This window comes from Streptomyces sp. CNP082, assembly GCF_059570535.1.
Genome location: NZ_JCANSZ010000063.1, coordinates 1 through 17,674 on the forward strand (window position 1 = coordinate 1; position 17,674 = coordinate 17,674).

17 protein-coding genes are annotated in these 17,674 nt (G+C 72.8%); 5 read left to right on the forward strand and 12 right to left on the reverse strand.

Annotation, left to right across the window (positions count from 1 at the left end; all coding sequences use genetic code 11):
* The 3 genes from B124_RS31920 to B124_RS31930 all read right to left on the reverse strand — a co-directional run.
* Window positions 1–869: ABC transporter permease (locus B124_RS31920; RefSeq protein ID WP_496506496.1), on the reverse strand; the 869-nt coding region annotated here is incomplete at its 3' end.
* A complete protein-coding gene (locus tag B124_RS31925) occupies window positions 866–1,927 on the reverse strand; it encodes an ABC transporter permease (RefSeq protein ID WP_496506497.1) in 1,062 nt (353 codons plus the stop codon). The genes B124_RS31920 and B124_RS31925, both read right to left, overlap by 4 nt.
* Window positions 1,924–3,417, reverse strand: coding sequence for a sugar ABC transporter ATP-binding protein (locus B124_RS31930; protein WP_496506498.1), 1,494 nt, complete (start codon window positions 3,415–3,417; stop codon window positions 1,924–1,926). The genes B124_RS31925 and B124_RS31930 overlap by 4 nt, the downstream gene beginning before the upstream one ends.
* 171 nt (window positions 3,418–3,588) lie before the next feature.
* Between B124_RS31930 and B124_RS31935 the strand changes: the two genes are divergently transcribed.
* A complete protein-coding gene (locus B124_RS31935) occupies window positions 3,589–4,821 on the forward strand; it encodes an ROK family transcriptional regulator (protein WP_496506499.1) in 1,233 nt (410 codons plus the stop codon).
* Window positions 4,822–4,854: 33 nt separating this feature from the next.
* On the opposite strand, the gene B124_RS31940 is transcribed toward B124_RS31935, so the two are convergent.
* The 4 genes from B124_RS31940 to B124_RS31955 all read right to left on the reverse strand — a co-directional run bounded on the left by B124_RS31940 (window position 4,855) and on the right by B124_RS31955 (window position 9,535).
* Entirely contained in the window at window positions 4,855–6,750 is a 1,896-nt protein-coding gene (locus tag B124_RS31940) for a hypothetical protein (protein WP_496506500.1), read from the reverse strand.
* Window positions 6,711–7,634 carry a hypothetical protein gene (locus tag B124_RS31945; protein ID WP_496506501.1) on the reverse strand — a complete coding sequence of 308 codons (924 nt, stop codon included), beginning with the start codon at window positions 7,632–7,634 and terminating at the stop codon, window positions 6,711–6,713. The genes B124_RS31940 and B124_RS31945 overlap by 40 nt, the downstream gene beginning before the upstream one ends.
* A 96-nt stretch (window positions 7,635–7,730) precedes the next feature.
* Complete coding sequence (locus tag B124_RS31950; RefSeq protein ID WP_496506502.1) at window positions 7,731–8,279, reverse strand: GNAT family N-acetyltransferase; 549 nt, start codon at window positions 8,277–8,279, stop codon at window positions 7,731–7,733.
* The gene (locus B124_RS31955; RefSeq protein ID WP_496506503.1) at window positions 8,270–9,535 is read right to left on the reverse strand and encodes an NsdA family TPR-like regulatory protein; all 1,266 of its coding nucleotides are present in this window, start codon (window positions 9,533–9,535) and stop codon (window positions 8,270–8,272) included. Before B124_RS31955 ends, B124_RS31950 begins: the two co-directional genes overlap by 10 nt.
* A gap of 125 nt (window positions 9,536–9,660) precedes the next feature.
* Here B124_RS31955 and B124_RS31960 point away from each other — a divergent pair, with 125 nt between their 5' ends.
* Window positions 9,661–10,050 (forward strand): ATP-binding protein, encoded by a 390-nt coding sequence (locus tag B124_RS31960; protein ID WP_496506504.1) that lies wholly within the window; start codon window positions 9,661–9,663, stop codon window positions 10,048–10,050.
* A 685-nt stretch (window positions 10,051–10,735) separates the two neighbouring features.
* Here B124_RS31960 and B124_RS31965 read toward each other — a convergent pair.
* The 5 genes from B124_RS31965 to B124_RS31985 form a co-directional block, all read right to left on the reverse strand.
* Window positions 10,736–11,815 carry an LLM class flavin-dependent oxidoreductase gene (locus B124_RS31965; protein ID WP_496506505.1) on the reverse strand — a complete coding sequence of 360 codons (1,080 nt, stop codon included), beginning with the start codon at window positions 11,813–11,815 and terminating at the stop codon, window positions 10,736–10,738.
* A 61-nt stretch (window positions 11,816–11,876) separates the two neighbouring features.
* Window positions 11,877–12,059 carry a hypothetical protein gene (locus tag B124_RS31970; protein ID WP_496506506.1) on the reverse strand — a complete coding sequence of 61 codons (183 nt, stop codon included), beginning with the start codon at window positions 12,057–12,059 and terminating at the stop codon, window positions 11,877–11,879.
* 120 nt (window positions 12,060–12,179) lie between these two features.
* Window positions 12,180–13,838, reverse strand: coding sequence for a gamma-glutamyltransferase (locus B124_RS31975; protein WP_496506507.1), 1,659 nt, complete (start codon window positions 13,836–13,838; stop codon window positions 12,180–12,182).
* A gap of 54 nt (window positions 13,839–13,892) precedes the next feature.
* Window positions 13,893–14,345 (reverse strand): protein-tyrosine phosphatase family protein, encoded by a 453-nt coding sequence (locus B124_RS31980; RefSeq protein ID WP_496506508.1) that lies wholly within the window; start codon window positions 14,343–14,345, stop codon window positions 13,893–13,895.
* Window positions 14,346–14,414: 69 nt separating this feature from the next.
* Window positions 14,415–14,987 carry a sigma-70 family RNA polymerase sigma factor family protein gene (locus B124_RS31985; protein ID WP_496506509.1) on the reverse strand — a complete coding sequence of 191 codons (573 nt, stop codon included), beginning with the start codon at window positions 14,985–14,987 and terminating at the stop codon, window positions 14,415–14,417.
* Window positions 14,988–15,027: 40 nt separating this feature from the next.
* Between B124_RS31985 and B124_RS31990 the strand changes: the two genes are divergently transcribed.
* The 3 genes from B124_RS31990 (at window position 15,028) to B124_RS32000 (ending at window position 17,642) form a co-directional block, all read left to right on the forward strand.
* Window positions 15,028–15,738: an SDR family oxidoreductase gene (locus tag B124_RS31990; RefSeq protein WP_496506510.1), complete on the forward strand. Its 711-nt coding sequence runs from the start codon at window positions 15,028–15,030 to the stop codon at window positions 15,736–15,738.
* A 96-nt stretch (window positions 15,739–15,834) separates the two neighbouring features.
* On the forward strand, window positions 15,835–16,635 hold the full coding sequence (locus B124_RS31995; RefSeq protein WP_496506511.1) for an SAM-dependent methyltransferase: 801 nt from the start codon (window positions 15,835–15,837) through the stop codon (window positions 16,633–16,635).
* The gene (locus B124_RS32000; protein ID WP_496506512.1) at window positions 16,632–17,642 is read left to right on the forward strand and encodes a sugar ABC transporter substrate-binding protein; all 1,011 of its coding nucleotides are present in this window, start codon (window positions 16,632–16,634) and stop codon (window positions 17,640–17,642) included. The genes B124_RS31995 and B124_RS32000 overlap by 4 nt, the downstream gene beginning before the upstream one ends.
* Window positions 17,643–17,674 lie beyond the last annotated feature (32 nt).

A 17,674-nucleotide genomic window follows, 5' to 3' on the forward strand; every position in this document is an offset into this window, starting at 1 on the left:
CCGGCCATGGCGGCGACGACCGAGCCGCGGCCGCCGCCGAGGATGACCCCGCCGAGCACGACGGCGGTGATCGCCTCGAACTCCAGCCCCCGCCCGGCCTGCGCCGACACCCCGGAGAAGCCGGCCACCAGCACCGCGGCCAGCGCCGCGGCGGTGCCGGAGAGCACGAACGCGAGGGTGCGCACGCGGGGTACGCGCACGCCGGCGAGCGCGGCGGCGCGCTCGTTGTCGCCGGTGGCCAGGAGCGTACGGCCGAAGTCCGCGCGCATCAGCCACCAGGCGATCACACCCACCGCCAGGCACGCGAGCACCGCCCACGGCAGCCAGCCGCCGGCCTCGCCGCGGCCGAACTCCCGGAAGCTCTGCGGCAGCACGCCCTGCGGGGAGCCGCCGGTCCAGTAGAAGACGGCGCCTTCGAGGATCAGCATCATCCCGAGCGTGGTGATGAACGACGGCACCAGCAGCACGGTGGTGATGAGCCCGTTGACCAGCCCGACGACGGCGCCGGCCAGCAGCAGCCCGGCGGTGACCAGCAGCCAGGGCGCGTCCGGGTACGAACCGTAGAACTCGGCGCCGGCGACGACGCCCGCGGTGACCACCGCACCGACCGACAGGTCGAAGCCGCCGGAAACGATCACCATGTACTGACCGGCCGCCAGGATCACCAGCGGCGCCGCACGCTTGACGAACGCCAGGAAGGAATCTGGCTCGTAGAACCCCGGATCGGTGATCGCCAGCGCGGCGAGCAGGACGGCCAGGAGCACATAGACGGGGGCACCGGTGCCCAGCCGGCGGCCGATACCGGCGAGCGCCGACGCCGGCCCGGCGGTGGTGGTGTCAGGGGTGGACGTGGGCGTGGTCGTCGTCATGCGACCGCTCCCTTCCGCTCCTCGTTGCGCTTCCGCGCCTCGTCGCGCTCCTTGGCCCGGCGCCGGAACGGCCGGGCGTACAGCGCGACAGCGGCGATGATCACGACACCGCGGACAACGTTCTTGAAGAACGGGTCCACGGAGAGCTGGTTGAAGATGCTGTCCAGCACGGACAGCAGCAGCACCCCGCCCAGCGTCCCCGCCACCCCGCCGCGCCCGCCCGCCAGCGCCGTGCCGCCCAGCACCACGGCCGCGATCGAATCCAGGTCGTAACGCGCCTCCGTACCCGCCCACGGCGCGCCCGCGCCGAGCCGGGAGGCGAGGAACAGCGCGGCGGCGCCGACGCACAGGGCGCACAGCACGTGTGCGTAGATCACCGTGCGTCTCGTGCGTACGCCGGACAGGCGGGCAGCGTGCTCATCACCGCCGGTGGCGTACATGTGATGGCCCAGCCGCGTGCGTTTCGTGATCAGCCACAACACCGCCGCCACGGCGATCAGCAGGAAGACCGAGACCGGGATGAAGCCGATCCGGTCGTAGCCCAACCGCTGGAAGGACGCGGGCACGTCACCCGCCGGCCCGGTGTAATTGTCCTCGATATAGCCGCGCAGGATGAAGGACATGCCCAGGGTGGCGATGAAGGCGTTGACCTTCAGCCCGGTGACGATCAGCCCGTTGGCCAGCCCCACCGCCGCGGAGAGCGCGAGCACGGCGAGCACCGCGGTGACCACGCTGCCGTCCTCCATCGTCTCGGCGGCGACCAGCGTGCCCAGGCTGATGAGGTACGCGACGGACAGGTCGAGCGACCCGGTGAGGATCACCGCGGACTGACCGACCGCGACCAGGCCCAGGGCGACCGAGTTCTGGAGGATCCCGGTGAAGTTGGACTGCGTCATGAACTGACCGCCGTCGACGGCGACGACGACCCAGCCGATAAGCGTGACCGCGGCGGCGGCCAGCCACACACCGACGACGGGGTCGGTGAGCTTCAGACGACCTGCGGACGGCAGCCGCCGCGCCACAGTCTTCGCCGGTACTTCGGTCTGCACAGCCGTCATGCGGCGTGCTCCTTCGTCTCGCTGGTAGCCAGGCGCATAACGTCCTCTTCCGTTGCTCCCGCGGGCAGTTCACCAGCCAGAGCGCCATCAGCCATGACCAGGATCCTGTCGCTCATACCGATCAGCTCCGGCAACTCAGACGACACGATCAGCACCGCCATGCCATCGCGGGCGAGTTCACGCACCAGGGTGTGGATGGCAGCCTTGGCACCGACGTCGACGCCGCGGGTCGGCTCGTCGAAGAGGAGCACGCGGGGCCCGGCGGCAAGCCACTTGGCGATGACGACCTTCTGCTGGTTGCCGCCCGAGAGGTACTGCACCTCCTGGTCGTGGCCGCGGGAGCGGAGGTTGACACGCTCCAGCAACTCGACCACCCCGCCCGCCCGTGCTCCACTCTCCTGGGCGCCGCCGCCGTGCACGGCGCGGGTGACGAGCAGGGCGTTGTCGCGTACGGACTGCCGCAGCGCCAGCCCCTCGCCCTTGCGGTCCTCCGTGACCAGCGCAACCCCGCCGCGGATCGCCTGGCGCGGGCTGCCCGGACGCAGCGCGCGGCCCGCGACGCTCATGCTGCCGCGAGTGAAGGGCGCGGCACCGAACAAAGCCCGCACCAGCGACGTACGACCCGAACCCTGCAACCCGGCGACACCGGTGACCTCCCCGGCACGCAGGGTCAGATCGATACCCGCGAGGCGCTCGTTGCCGGCGCCCGCCGTGGTCAGCAGCGGCTCACCGATCTCCTCGGCGCGGGCGCGGGGCGGGTAGTACGAGCCGAGTTCGCGGCCGACCATGGCACGCACGACGTCGTCGGGCGTGGTCTCCGCGGTCGTCAGGGTCGCGACCTTGCGGCCGTCCTTCAACACCGTGATCCGCCGCGACAGGTCGAACACCTCGCGCAACCGGTGACTGATGTAGAGGATGCCGATCCCGCGGGCGGCGAGGCGGCGGATGAGCGCGTAGAGAAGTTCCACCTCGTGGTCGGCCAGCGGCGCGGTCGGCTCATCCATGACAAGCACACGGACATCGGACGCCGCCAGCGCCTTGACGATCTCCACCGTCTGCTGGCGGGCCACCGACAGGTCCTTGACCAGGGTGTGGGGGGCGATCCCGGTCTCGTCCAGCTCGGCCAGCAGCTCCGCGGTACGGCGCTCCATGGCGCGCCGGTCCACGAGCCCGCGGCGTACCGGCTCACGGCCGAGGAACACGTTCTCCGCCACCGTGCGGTGCGCCAGCAGCGCGAACTCCTGATGAATCAGACCGATCCCGGCGGCCTGGGCCTGTACGGGGTGCGAGAAGGCATGCACCGTGCCGTCGAGCGTGATGGTGCCCCCGTCGGGCGCATACTCCCCGGCCAGCACCTTCATCAGCGTCGACTTGCCCGCACCGTTCTCCCCCACCAAGGCGTGAACTTCCCCCGGATCAAGGTCGAGCGACACCCCGTGCAGCACCCGCACCCCGAGAAAGCTCTTGGACACGTCCTGCATCGTCAGCATGAAAGGCAATGTCCCGGGGCTTCTTTGGCCTGTCAAGAGCCTAAGCAAGGACTTTTTCCGCATGAACTGGCCAAGACTTTGACCGATGACCGAACAAAGGAGGGCTTGTTGGTGCCCTTGGCGGTCTCTAAGGTGGTCGATGTGACAGCCGCTTCTTCACCTTCTTCGCCGATGCCGCCACCGCCGTCGGCCTCCGGCACGCCATCCCCCGGCCCGCCCGGGGGCCCGCCGTACAGCACGCCCGCGGGCCAGTCCCCCGGCGAGGTGCTGGCGCTCATCAGCTCCGGCGCCGCGGCCACCCGCGCCGAGATCGCCCGCCTCACGGGCCTGGCCCGCTCCACCGTCTCCCAGCGCGTGGACGCCCTGATCGCGCACGGCCTCATCGCCGAGGACGCCGAAGCCGGCTCCACCGGCGGCCGGCCCCCGCGCCGCCTCTCGCTGCGCACCCGCGAACACGCCGTCGCCGGCGTCGACCTGGGCGCCTCGCACTGCCGCGTCGCGCTGCTGGACATCGGCGGCACGCTCCTCACCGTCCGCGAGGACCCGCTGCCGATCGCCGACGGCCCCGAGGCGGTTCTCGGCCACGTGGAACGGACGATGCACCGGCTGCTGGAGGAGGCGGGCCGGGAGCCGGAGACGCTCCGCTCCATAGGCGTGGGCGTGCCGGGCCCGGTGGAGTTCTCCACCGGCCGCCCGGTGGACCCGCCGATCATGCCGGGGTGGCACCAGTTCCCCATCCCGGAGTTCTTCGACGAGCGCTTCGGCGTCCGCGCCCTCGTGGACAACGACGTGAACGTCATGGCCCTGGCCGAGCAGCGCCGGGCCTTCCCGGACACGTCGTACCTGCTCTACCTCAAGGTCGGCACCGGCATCGGCTGCGGCATCATCGCCGACGGCCGCCTGCACCGCGGCGCGCAGGGCTCGGCCGGCGACATCGGCCACATCCGCGTGGGCGAGCGCGAGGAGCTGTGCCGCTGCGGCAACTCCGGCTGCCTGGAGGCCATCGCGGGCGGCGCGGCGCTGGCGGTCCGGCTGCGGGAGCTGGGCCTTCAGGCGTCGGCGGGCCTGGACGTCGTACGCCTGGTGAAGGAGGGCAACCGCGAAGCGGTCCGCATGGTCCGCGAGGCGGGCCGGGCGGTCGGGGAGGTCCTCGCGGGTCTCGTGAACTTCTTCAACCCGGAGACGGTGGTGGTGGGCGGCGCGCTGGCCGCCGTGCACGACCAACTGCTGGCGGGCGTACGGGAGGCGGTGTACCGCAGGTCGCACCCGCTGGCGACGCACGTGCTGCGGATCGAGCCGAGCCGGACGGGGGAGGACGCGGCGGCGATCGGGGCGGGGATCCTGGCGATCGAGCACGCGCTGTCGCCGCGGCAGGTGGACATGGCGCTGGCGGCGGCGGGCTGAGGCTGGCGGCGGCGGGCTGAGGGGTCTGACGTCTCAGCTGAAGACCGCCCCCGTCGTGGCAAGGAGCTCCGGCAGCGTCCCCTCGAAGTCTGCCGCCAGGTGCAGGGCCACGGCCCAGTTGTCGGGCGCGTCTCCCAGGTGCTGCCGCACGAGTTCGTCCACGGCACGGCGGACCTCGTGGGTGTCCTGGGTGCCCCCCTCGTCCTCCGGCGCCGGGCGCAGCGCGCGGCCCAGGAACGCCAGGCACGCCCGGGCCGGGAAGGCGTCGCGCAGGACGTCGGCCAGGGTGATCTGCCCCGTCTCGAGCGCCCTCTCCAGCCAGTGGCTTCGGCCTTCGTGCTCAGGTACGGGAAGCGTCCTGAGCATCTCGGGCACCGTGGGCGGTCGTTTTCCCCGCCGGGGCGTGTAGTTGTGGTGCATCAGCCGGAGTTCCGCCGCCGTGGCGGCTGCCGTGAGATCGGCGGGGCAGTTCGCCAGCCTCCCGAGGTCGGCCAGGAGACGGTCGGGCATCGGCTCTGCACGGTGCGCGGCGCTGAGTTCGGGCCATGGCAGCGGCTCGGTGCGGTGGGCGTCCGCGGGATGTGACGGATCCGTCCGGAAACCGTTGTTCTCCTCCTCCCACAAGTCGAGGCACTTCGCCAGCTCCCCCTGCTGGCCGACGGTGCGCAGGTAGTCCACCAGCCCCTCGGGACCTGCGGCATGTGCCTGGGCGGCGCGGAGTATCGCGAGTCCGTCGGCCGCGTCCAGGGCCGCGCGTGCGGTCGCGAGAACCTTCTGGGGCAGTGGGTGCTTGCGCTGCTTGCGCGGTGGGAAACGCGTCTCGTCGAGCAGCGCCCGTACCTCGTCCGGACCGTGCCGCTCCCACAGCCGTATCAGCATGAGGAGCTGTTGCGCCTCGGTGTGGACCTTGACGCGCGGGCTGCCGAGGAGGATCCGGCACAGCCGTGGGTCCCCGGAGTCGCAGACGGGCAGCAGCCAGGTGCGCCGCGCGCTCTCCTCCATGCCTGTGACGAGGGCGGGGGTGAGCGGAAGCCGCTCGTCCCCCGGGGTGGCCTCGCCCTGCTCCCACAGCCGGCCGGCGAGGACGTGGCGGCGCTGGGCGTCGGTGAGATCGGTGTGGAGGAAGAGCGCGGCGTTGATCTCGGGCTCGTCGTAGGTGATCAGATCCTCGATCACGTCGGCGGGGGTCTCCCAGTGCGACGCGAGGCCGGCGAGGACGGCCGCCCCGTGCGTGGCGACGATGTGGGCGCGCAGCATTCGGTCCGGCTGATGCCACACCAGAAGGTGCTGGATGGTCCGGGGGTCCATGTGCTCGCTGAGGGCGAGCTGAGCGTCCTTGCCGGCCTGGTCGAACAGGTGCAGCCAGGCTGTCCTGCCGACGGCGTTGCGCCGGGGCGGGAACTCCTGTCCCAGCGGCTTCGGCCAGGGTTTGCCCACGTGCTGAGGTGCCTCGGCGAGCGCGGTGTCGATCAGGGCGCGCACGCTGCCGTTGAAGCGCGGCAGCCGGGTGTGCAGGGCCCGCCAGTTCGCGAAGTCCGAGCCCAGGCGTGCCACCTGCGCGCCGAGGGCACCGCGGACCCGCTCGTCGTGGTGGGGCAGCGCGCCGAGGACGTGGCGGGCGGGCCCGATCTCGGCCAGGACGCGGTCCACAGGGAAGATGCCGGAGGTGACCCCCTCCGCCAGCAGGTGGTGCAACCCCCATTCGCCACGACTGAAGTCGACGGCCGTCAGCATCGGCCAGTGCAGGGCTCCGCCTCCGTCCTGACCCAAACGCCGCTCGGGAGCCGCCGCGAAGGCCGCCACCGCGAGTTCCTCCGGGCAGTCCCCTCGCCTTCCCCACAATCCGTAGAGCCCTGCCACGGAGAAGGGTATGCGCCGGTGCGCCTCGATCAAGGCGTCCCAGTCGATTGCCTCGGGTTCCTCCGGCACGTACTTCGGCTTGAAGTAGATCTCGTTCCGAGTCCGCGGATCTGCTCGGCCGTCGTCACGGAGGGCACGCGCCGGGTGGTGTGCGCGGGCGGCGTCGTGCCGGGGCCACCGGTGACGGTTGCGTCCACCTGCCCGGTCTGCTTCGCACCCCGGCGGGACGGCTTCGTATCCGGTGCCGGTGGGGAGGGTGCCGGGCGGGGCGGTGGTTTCTGCTCCCGGCGGATCGCCTCCGCGAGTTCCCCGTCGGGGTCCGCCGACGCGCACGCGCTGCGTACCGTCTCGGCAACCGAGCGACGCACAGCGGGCGGCTCCGCCAGGTCGAGGAGGGTCCGCGCACCGTGGCGGGCCAGCACCCGCCGGCAGGTGCGCAGTTGGACCTCGGCGGAGTTCAGGTGGCTCGTCTTGACCAGCGCATGGGCCACGAGTTCGGGGAAGGGGCTGTCGAGCGCGGGCAGCAGCAGCTCCGGATGCTTGGCCGCGAGCAGCTTCGTCAGCACCCCGTCCGGGGCACGCCAGCCGGGGTCGTCGGCGGTGGCCGCCGCGCCCGCCCACACCGCGCGCCGCTGCTCCGGACGGTCCTGTCTGACACTGCCCGGGCGCCAAGGCATACCGTAGAGCCCCTCCGCGAGGGCCGGGTCACCCAACGCCGCCAGCCGGTCGAAGAGATCGCCCGGTCGGCGCGGAGCCGACAAGGCAAGCGCCGCGCGCAGTTCCGGATCCCCGGAGGCGATCACCTCGTCGACGAGCAGCGGCGGTAACCGGTGGCGGTCGTCCCGCAGCAGTTCGGCCGTCTCCGGCCGTACCCGGCTCAGGAGCGCACGGGTGACGGCGCGATCGGTCAGGGCGTACACGGCAGACGTGACCGCTGCGTCGCTACGAGGCATGGCGGAGGCTCCCAGGATGCCCGGAGGTGAGACGATCACGTGCAAGGTACCGGGAGCCACTGACAACTCGTACGCGAGGCCCGGAACGCCCGCAAGTCACGCCTCCCGGAACACCCGCGCGCCACCGGTCTGCGACCGGTCGCCCAGGGGTTTGGCCATGACCGCGAAGACCGGGGAGTCGGGGAAGGGTTTCTGTTCGTCGACCTTCTCGTAGCCCCAGGACTCGTACAGGGCCCGCACCTTGGGGTGCGTGACGTCGACCAGCAGCGTCGCCCGGGCCTCCCTCCGACCGCTGATGAGCGTGTCGTGCAGGCGGGTTGAGACACCGGATTTGCGCCACCGCGGCAGCACCATCAACTCGGACAGCGCGAAGCTCGGGCCCGTATAGCCGGTGGGGAGTTCGCTGCCCTTCCACCAGCCGCCGGCGGCGAAGGACGCACCGTACGCGAAGCCGACCGGCTCCTGCCCGTCGTAGCCGATGACGCAGGCGAAGCTTTCCTTGCCGGACCAGCTATCGACGAACTGGGCGAACCGGTCGCGGGAGTCGAAGGGGTCGTCGCTCCCGGCGTAGGCACCGTCGTGGACGTCGAGCAGCAGCTCCCGGATATCCGGGCCTTCCTCCTGCCCGTAGTGCTTCATTTCCATGAGCGTGTCCTCTCCAGCCAGCCCGTGATCTCCGGGCTACGGGAGCCCGCAGTGGCGACGGTCCCGCGCACCTCGGTCAGGTTCTTCAACGTGCGCCGGGAACCCGGGGCTCCCGCCACCAACGTGCAGGCACGGTCGGCCGTGTCCATCGCCACTTCCAGCTCACCTTGACGGGCCTGGGCGAGGGCGGTGTGGGACGTGTAGAGGGCGCGGTTGCGCGTGTATCCGGGGCGCAGGTGGGCCAGGGTGCGGTGAAAGTGGTACTCGGCGCGCTGAGGCTTGCCCATGCGCATGTAGGTGATGCCGCACAGGCCGTCGAGTTCGGCGATGTCGTAGAAGTCTGCCCACGCCGGTGTGTCGTCGTGTCGGGCACGCTCGAACAAGCTGGTGGCACCGGACAGCAGTATCTCTGCCTTGCGGAAGTCGTGCAGACCAGCGGTCGAGATTGCCATCTGGACCGAAGCCAGGGAGGAGAAGAGCGGATTGGCCCGGCCGACGGAGGTCGAGCGTGCGGCCCGCGCGGCTGCGACGGATTCGGTGTAGTTCTCGCGCTCCCGGGCGATCATCGCCATGTGGTTCCAGACCCGGAACACTGTGGCGCTGTCGTTACTCAGCCCGGCGAGCGTGCCTGCGCGGTCCGCCAGGGCCCGGCTGTAATCCGAGGCTCGCGCGTCGTGGGCGGCGATCGTCGCGGTCGACACCGCGCTCGCGGCCAACCCGTACAGGCGCTGACTCACCCGCCCCGAGATCGAACTGCCGACAATGAGGCGCTGGACTTCTTCGGCGAGGCGCTCGGACGCCTTGATCACTGCGGGCGTGCCGCCTTTGCGGTCTGCTTCGTGGAGGAGGCGTACGTGCTGCGCGCGCAGCCGTTCGATGTCGCTCAGCCCAACGCCGGGAGGAGCCGCCGTAGCCCGTGGTGCGCTCGTGACGGTGGCGGCTATCGTCGTACCGGTGGTGGCGGTGAGGAATGTTCGGCGCCGCACAGGGGCCTCCGTGGATTCTGTGGTGGATCTCCTCCTCGGTACGAAGCCGAGATCCACGGCCGGTCTTTCGAAGACTCGCTCCAGGCTGATCCGTTGTCTGGCATGGGGCCACCTGATCGCCCCGGATAACCAGCGCCTGACCATTCGATCGTCGATCACCCCGGGCTTGCCGGTCAGCAGCTCGATCTCCCGATTCACGCGACCGGCCAGTTCAGGTGCCGTCAACTCCAGTTCCGCCATCGCGGCGGCGAGTGCCACGTTCTTGGTCACGGCGCCACCGTAGCCCCGGCTGGTAGACGAGTAATAATCCCACCGGCAAAAATGCCCGGGGAAACGCGTGCGCAACCAGGCCGTCCGCCCTGGGTTCTCTCCCGGATGCCCGGTTGGCTGGCTACGTGCAAAAGCCAAGCCAGAAGCAGTTCACCCGTCATGCCGCGTCCGTCGCCAAGGCGCGGGCCTTCGTGGTTGAGGCGTTGGGCGACCGGCCCATAAACGGGCGGCTGGACGACGTGCGCCTGTGCGTCTCGGAGTTGGCCGCCAACGCCGTCCGGCACGGGGTTCCGGTGGGGCGGCAGTTCCTCGTCCGGGTTGCGGATGACGGGGAGCGGGTGCGGGTCGAGGTGCACGACGGCGGGGAGGAGGTGCCGGTCGTACGGGCGGCCGGGCTCCTGGACGACGTGGGGCGCGGGATGGTGCTCGTGGGGGCGCTGGCTGATGCGTGGGGGGTTGAGGGGCGGCTGGGGCCGGGCAAGGCGGTGTGGGCCGAGTTCCGGGTGGGGCGTTAGAGAGACGCGTACGTCCGGCGTCTGCCTTCATCCGACGTGAGCCTGCCACGGCTTTCGTCGCGGCCTCTGAACTTGTTCTTTGAGTTCTGAGATCGGGAGTTCGTCGGGGCGGGCGGTGGGGTGCGTCTCGTTGGGCAATAGTCGGGCTGCGTGGGTGTTTTATCCCCGTTTGGCTTGGAGGTTACCCAGAGTTTGCCCCCGTCGCGCGCACTCGGGGATTGCCGGGGGGCGCTGGCAGGCGGCGGCCGGGTGGGTGCGCCTGGCGGGGCGAAAGTCGGCCTCCGGGCGACGAATTGCGCCGGATTGCCCACATATGCCCCCAAGGCGGGGCCGAGTTCGTCACCGCTGGGCTCGGCGTGGGCGTGTGGCGCGGGGGTGGCCTCGCTTCGGGGCTGGTGGCTCTGGATCGGCGCCGCTCTGGTCGGAGACCGGTGTGCTTCTGGGAGCCGGCGGGCGTTCGAGGTGGGCCCAATGCTCCAAAACCCACGTCGACCCAGCGCACATCGACGCCGCCATGCCTCGACACCGTACCCCCGGGCGGGCCGCCACCAGCCGCCCCACCCCGGCACCGGCCCCCCGCGCCGACCTGCCCCACGCACCACCGCCACCCCGGGCACCGTACCCCCGGAGTGCCCCCGAGCGCAGCCTCACCCCACAGCCCGCGGCACCCCGCCGCCCCCGGCGGTCATGGGTGTGCCGTGGGCGGGTCGGCGCTGCTGAGGAGGTTTGCGGCGTGGGCCATCTCCCTGGGTGGGTCGATCACCGGCTGGATGAGCAGTTCGTCGACGCCTGCCCGTTCCAGAGCGGTGAGGCGGGCGAGGAGGTCGTCGCGGGTGCCGACCAGGGTCAGGGTGTTCATCAGCGTCGGCACGACCAGGTCCCGGTCCTGCGGTGCGATGCGTTCCAGGTAGCCGGGGTAGAGCTTGGTGTGCCGGTCCGGTGCGGTGGCGGTGGTGCCGCGTCGGTTGAGGAGCCGCCGTACCGCCTGGCGTTCCCCGGGGGCGAGTTGGTCGGCGAAGGCGGGGGTCTCGGCGGCGGTGTCGGCGGCGAAGGCCAGCAGGGACAGGGCGAGGTGGCCCGTGGCGTCCCGGGCCGCGTCGCCGTGGGGGTCCTCGCCCTCGTCGAGGATGCGGAGTGGGGCCAAAAGGTAGGAGTCCGTGGGGGAGCCGGTATCGGAGGCCGCGTCGCGGCGGGTGGCGTGCAGGGCGTGCCAGGCCGCGGGGTCCAGCAAGCCGACCGAGATGAGGCCCGTGCCGCGGCGGCCCGCGACGGCCGCGGCCTTCGGGCCGAGCGCGGCCACCACGAACTCGATCGGGTCGGAGGTGTTCACATGCTCTTCGCCGTGCAGGAACCGCACCTCGCGTACCCGGTCACCTTCCTGGTACGCAGTCGGGCCCCCGGCACAGAGATCCTGCAGCGCGGCGGTGAAGCTTTCCAGCGCTGCCGCCGTGGTCGGCCGCATGCCCAAGGTGCGCCGGGCCGTGTTCCCGGTGCCGACGCCGCAGATGATCCGGCCCGGTGCCAGGGCGTTGAGGCTGGCGAGTCCGCTCGCGGCGGCCGGAGCCGAACGCAGCGCCGGTGACATCACGCCGATACCGAGCCTGATGCGGCTGGTGGCCTTCGCGCACAAGGCCAACGCGACGAACGGATCGCCGTGGACCATCGGGGTGTCGTAGACCCAGAAGCTGTGCAGACCCAACTCCTCGGCCCGTACGGCAAGATCCTCCACCCCGGGCTGCGCACTGACCACCACTCCTGCACGCATCACTGCCTCCAAGGTGTGGAGAAGGGCTGGGGCCTGCCCAGGATGGCAGGTCCCGGAGCGATCACCTTGTCCGCGACCAGTCCTCGGCCGCGGCCCGCTTGATCGCCTCGAACCGCACGTCGTCCCCGTCCTGCTCGGCGGCGGCTCGCGTCCCCTTGAGGACCTGGGCGGTACGGGCGTACGGCTGGAGCAGGTGCGGGCCGTCGAGGGGGACGGTGTCGCCCACCTGAAGTACCTGGTCCACGGCGGGCGTTCCGACGGCTGACCCGGGGCGTACGCGGGACGTACGCGCGGACGCCGGTGCCCGCGCCCCCGTTGGCAGCCCGCGTCCGCGCCCCCTGCTCAGACGCCGATCGGCACCCGCTCAGACGCCGAGCGCCACCCCGTCCTGCCGCGGGTCCGCGCCGCCGAGGAGGCAGCCCCGTTCCCTGTCCACCGAGATCACCATCGCGCTGCCGCCCGCGCCCCACGGCCCCGCGTCGGTCACCTCGTGCCCCCGCTCCCGCAGCCCCGCCAGCACCGCGCCGCCCAGCCGCGACTCGCACCGCAGCTCCTCCGGCTGCCCGATGACGTCCGCGTCGCTGCCCGGGTGGATGAAGAACCGCGGTGCCTCCACCGCCGCCTGCGGGTCCAGGCCGTGGTCCAGCAGGTGCGAGATGACCTGCGTGTTCCACTGCACCTGGCCGTCGCCGCCGGGGGTGTTGCCGACGTGCTCCAGCCGGCCCGCCGCGTCGGTGACGATCCAGGCGTTCAGCGTGTGCAGCGGCCGGCGGCGCGGCCGGACCTCGTTGGGGTGGCCGGGGATGAGGTACGCGCCGCGGCCCAGGCGGTTGTTGAGCAGCACGCCGGTGCCGGGGAGCGTGTACTTGGCGCCGAACGCGAACGCCAGTGAATGGATGAAGCTGACCGCCCGCCCGTCCGCGTCCACGGCGGCCATCGACGTCGTGTCACCGTCCGCGCGGCCCGCCGCGCCCGGCGGGGCCTCGCCGCGGGCGAGGCGTTCGCGGGCGGCGGCGACCGCGGCCGGCGCCAGCGTCTCCCGCCACACCTCGGTGTCGCTGCCGCAGCGCGTCACGCGGTCGGCGAAGGACAGCCGCGCGGCCGACGCGAGCAGGTGCACGGCGTCGGCGCCGAGCGGGGCGAGGGCGCCGAGGGTGCCGTCGCAGAGGGCGAGTTGCTGCAGTGCCATCCAGCCGGGGGTGGGGGGCGGGGTCTGGTGCACGGTACGGCCGCGGTAGCCGGTGCTGATCGCCGGCTGCGGCGCCACGTCGCCGGTCAGCGCCCACTCCTCGCCGCTGAACGGCGCGCCCGCCGCGCGCAGGGCGGCCACGGCCCGCTGGGCGAACGCGCCGGTGTAGAAGGCGGCGGGGTCGGCGGCGAGGGTCCGTATCGTCGCGGCCAGCTCCGGCTGGGCCAAGCGCTGGCCGACGGCGGGCGGGCGGCCGGCGGGCAGCCAGTTCCGCAGGGCGTCGGGGTCGGCGGCTGCGTTGGCGACAAGGAGGTGCTGTTCCGCCGCGATGTCGCCGCGGGTGTACGCCGTGCAGGGCAGGCCGCCTTCGGCGGCGCGGGCGGCGGGGGCCCACAGCTCGGGGAGTCCGCGGGTGGCGCCGGCGGCGTGCAGGGCGGCGAGGGCGGCGGGCGCGCCGGGTACGGCGGCGGAGAGCGGGCCGGCGAGAGGCACGGCGTCGTGGCCGCGGGCGGCGTAGAAGCCGGGGTCGCCGCCGTCGGGGCCGTAGCCGCTGCCGCAGACCGTCCACACCCGGCCGTCCGGCTCCCGTACGACGGCGAAGGCGTCGCCGCCGACGCCGCACATGCCCGGCAGCGCGAGCCACGACATCGCGGCCATCGCCAGCACGGCGTCCACGGCGTTGCCGCCGTCGCGCAGCACGGCGGCTCCGGCGAGGGCGACGGCGGGGTGCGCGCCCGCGGCCATGCCGTCGGCGGCGAGCACGGGGGTACGGGGCGGGCGCCGCCGCTCAGGCTGCTGGGCGGCCGGCGGGGGCGACGCGTACGACTCGGGCATACGGCGAGTATCCGCCGGGCCTGCCGGAAGATCCATGGGCCGTCGGCGGGCGGGTCACCCCGTGCTCGCGCCGGGGCCGTCCGGGAAGCGGGTCACGTACCGGCGCTGCCAAGGCGTCTCCACCGCACGGCGGTTGTAGTGCTCCCGCACGTACGCCACCGCCCGGCCCGCCGGGACCCCGTCCAGCACCGCGAGGCACGCCAGCGCCGTGCCCGTACGGCCCTTCCCGCCGCCGCACGCGACCTCCACCCGCTCCTTCTCCGCCCGCTCCCACGCCTCGCGCAGCGCCGCCCGCGCCGCCTCACGGTCGGCCGGCAGGCGGAAGTCGGGCCACCGGACCCAGCGGCTCTCCCACGCCGTCTCCGGCGGCGTCTCGCCCAGCAGGTACAGACCCAGCTCCGGGTCGGGCCCCGCGGGCGCCGGGTTGCGCAGCCCGCGCCCGCGCACGTACCGCCCGGAGGGCAGCCGCAGCACTCCGGCCGCGGCGGGCTCCCACGTCTCGCTCATGCCGCAGAGCGTAACCGCGGGGGCCCACGCGCCGGGGACGTACGCCCCACTGCCTGAACTCCTACCGCCTCACGGCGATGCGGCGCCAGCGGGGCCTTGGGGGCCCCCGGCGGCCTCCGGGCCCGGGACCCCCGGCTCCAGCACCCCCAGCTCCACCCCCCGCAGCCGTTCCGCGTCCGCGATCACGTCGATCTCCGTGATCAGCCCGCCCGCCTCCGTGAAGCTCAGCACCAGCCGTATCCGCCCCAGCGGTGCCATGACGAGGCCCGCCCGCCCGTCGATCAGCGCCGGCCCGGTGAACAGCGCCCGGCCGGCGGCGGCCATCGCGCCCTGCGCCACCGGCGTCGCGCCGCGGACCTCGACCGGTTCCGGCGTGGGGATCGCCGCGCGGTCGGCCCGCAGGACGACGTCGGGGTGGAGGAGGGAGACCAGCGCCGCGAAGTCCCCGCCGCGCGTCGCGGCGAGGAAGGCGTCCACGATCCGCCGCCTGCGCCGCAGGTCCTCCCCCGCCCCGGCAGCGGACGCACCCTCCGGTGAGGCGCCGCCCCGGACGCGGCGGCGGGCGCGGCTGGCGAGTTGGCGGGCGGCGGCCGGGGTGCGCTCCAGCATCGGACCGATCTCGTCGAAGGGCACGGCGAACATGTCGTGCAGGACGAATGCCAGCCGCTCCGCAGGCGCCAGCGTGTCCAGCAGGCAAGCCCGCGAGTCCGCCGGGGGCGTCGAGTACGTCACCGGCGACCTCACCACCGGCGAGGGCGCCGCCGAGGCCGTCGCCGGCACGGACATCATCGTCCACTGCGCCGGCACCTCCAAGGGCGACGACGTGAAGACCCGGCACCTCGTCGACGCCGCCACCGCCGCCGGGCGCCCGCACCTCGTCTGCATCTCCGTCGTCGGCGCGGACCGCACCCCGGTCGCCAGCGGCCTGGACCGCGCCATGTTCGGCTACGTCGCCGCCAAGCGCGCCTCCGAACGCATCGTCGCCGAGTCCGGCCTGCCGTGGACGACGCTGCGCGCCACCCAGTTCCATGAGCTGACGCTGACGACGGCGAAGGCGATGGCCCGCATGCCGGTGCTCCCGGCGCCGTCCGGCTTCCGCATCCAGCCGATCGCCGCCGCGGAGGTGGCCGGCCGGCTCGCGGAACTGGCGCTGGCCGAACCGGCGGGGCTCGTGGCGGAGATGGGCGGCCCGCGCACGTACGAGATGAAGGACGTCCTGCGCGGCTACCTGAAGGCCACCGGCCGCCGCCGCCCGGTCGTGCCGGTACGGCTGCCCGGCAGGGCCGCCGCGGCGTTCCGCGCCGGCGCCAACCTGGCCCCGGAACACGCGGTGGGGCACCAGACGTGGGAGGACTTCCTGGCGGAGCGGACGGCAGCAGCGGCGGCGGCGTAACGAGCCGGACGTTCTGGACGGGGCTCGCCCAACTGCTGGTAATGTGCGCGGACTTGGCAGTCAGGCACCCCCCATCTGCCCGTCACCGGAGCCTCAATGACCGATCAGGACCCCGTTCGCCCCACCATCGACGTCACCGTTCCCAACGCCGCCCGCATGTACGACTACTACCTCGGCGGCAAGAACCACTACGAGGCCGACCGGGACGCGGCCGAGAAGATCATGGCACTGGGGCCGAGCAGGGACATCTGCGTGGCCAACCGGCGCTTCCTCGGCCGCGCCGTGCGCCACGCGGCGGCGCAGGGAATCCGGCAGTTCCTCGACCTGGGCACGGGGCTGCCGACCCAGGAGAACGTGCACGAGGTCGCCAAGCGGCTCGACCCGGGGGCGCGCGTCGTCTACGTCGACTACGACCCGGTGGTGCGCGCGCACGCGCAGGCGCTGCGGATGCTGGATGACACCGTTGTCGTCGTCGAGGAGGACGTCCGCGAACCCGAACGGGTGCTGAACCACCCGGAGGTCACGGCGACCCTCGACTTATCCCAGCCGGTGGCGGTGCTGTTCATCGCCATCCTGCACTGCCTGACCGACGACGAGGACCCGTGGGGCGTGGTCCGTACCTTCACCGCACCGCTGGCACCGGGCAGCATGATCGCCGTCTCGCACCTCACCGACGACGCCCACCCCGAGGAGGGCGCGGCGGCCCGCAAGGTCTACGACAAGGCCACCGCACCGCTCGTCCACCGCTCCCACGCCCAGGTCACCCGGCTCTTCGAGGGGTTCGAGGTGCTGGAGCCGGGCGTGCAGCAGGTCAACGAGTGGCGGCCGGACAACGCCCTGGACCGGAGGCGGCCGGGCGGAGAGTGGTTCTACGTGGGAATGGGGCTGAAGAAGTGATCAGGAAGACGGCTGCGGCCGCGGCACTGCTGTTATGCCTGGCGGCGGCGGGATGCGCTGACGAGGACGACGGCGGCGCAGGCAAGGGCCCCGCGCCCGGCTCGACGCCCGAGGGGGTCGCGTTCTTCGGCTTCGCCAAGGCCAACTCCTTCACCGCCGCCACCTACGAGGGCGTGGAGAAGCAGGCGCGGAAGGAAGGCACGGAGGCGGAGTTCTTCGACGCCGAGTTCGACGCGCAGACGCAGGTGCAGCAGATGCAGGACGCGATCACGTCGCGGCGCTACGACGTCTTCGTCGTCCAGGCCGTGGACGGCGCCGCCGTGGTCCCCGCGGTGCGCAGCGCGATCCGCGAGGACATCGCCGTGGTGGTCCAGTTCACGCCGGTCGGCACCGCGTACGACACCGCCGCCCCGCAGGTCGACGGGGCGGTCTCGCTCGTAGACGTACCCGTGGAGAACGGCCGCAGGCTCGGCGAGCTGGGCGCGGGCGCGTGCGCCGCCCGGGGCGCGGGCCCGTGCGAAGTGGCGTACCTGGAAGGGCTGAAGACCCTGCCCCTGGACAACGCGCGCACCGACGCCGTCCTCGACACGCTGAAGGCGGAGTCCGGGATCGAGGTCGTCGCGCGCGTGGAGGGCGGCTACACGCGCGAGTCGGGCCGTACGGCAATGCAGGACGTCCTTCAGGCACACCCCGGCGTGGACGTGGTCATCGGCTCCTCGCAGGCCGTGCTCGGCGCGGAGAAGGCGGCGGCCGGCAAGGACATCGCGTACGTCGGCAACGGCGCCTCGCGGCAGGCGGTGGCGGCGGTCGCGGAGGGCCGCTGGTACGGCATCCCGTACCTGCCGGTGACGACGTCCGGCTCGAAGGCCGCGGAGCTGGGGCTGGCGCACGCGCGGGGCGAGGACGTACCGGCGGCCACGGACATGGCGTCGCTCGCCAAGGAGGAGGGCGTGTACACGGAGAAGGAGATCACGTCCCTCGACATCACCGGCGAGTACGACGACTGACGCCTCACGCGCGGGCAGGCAGGGGGCACGCA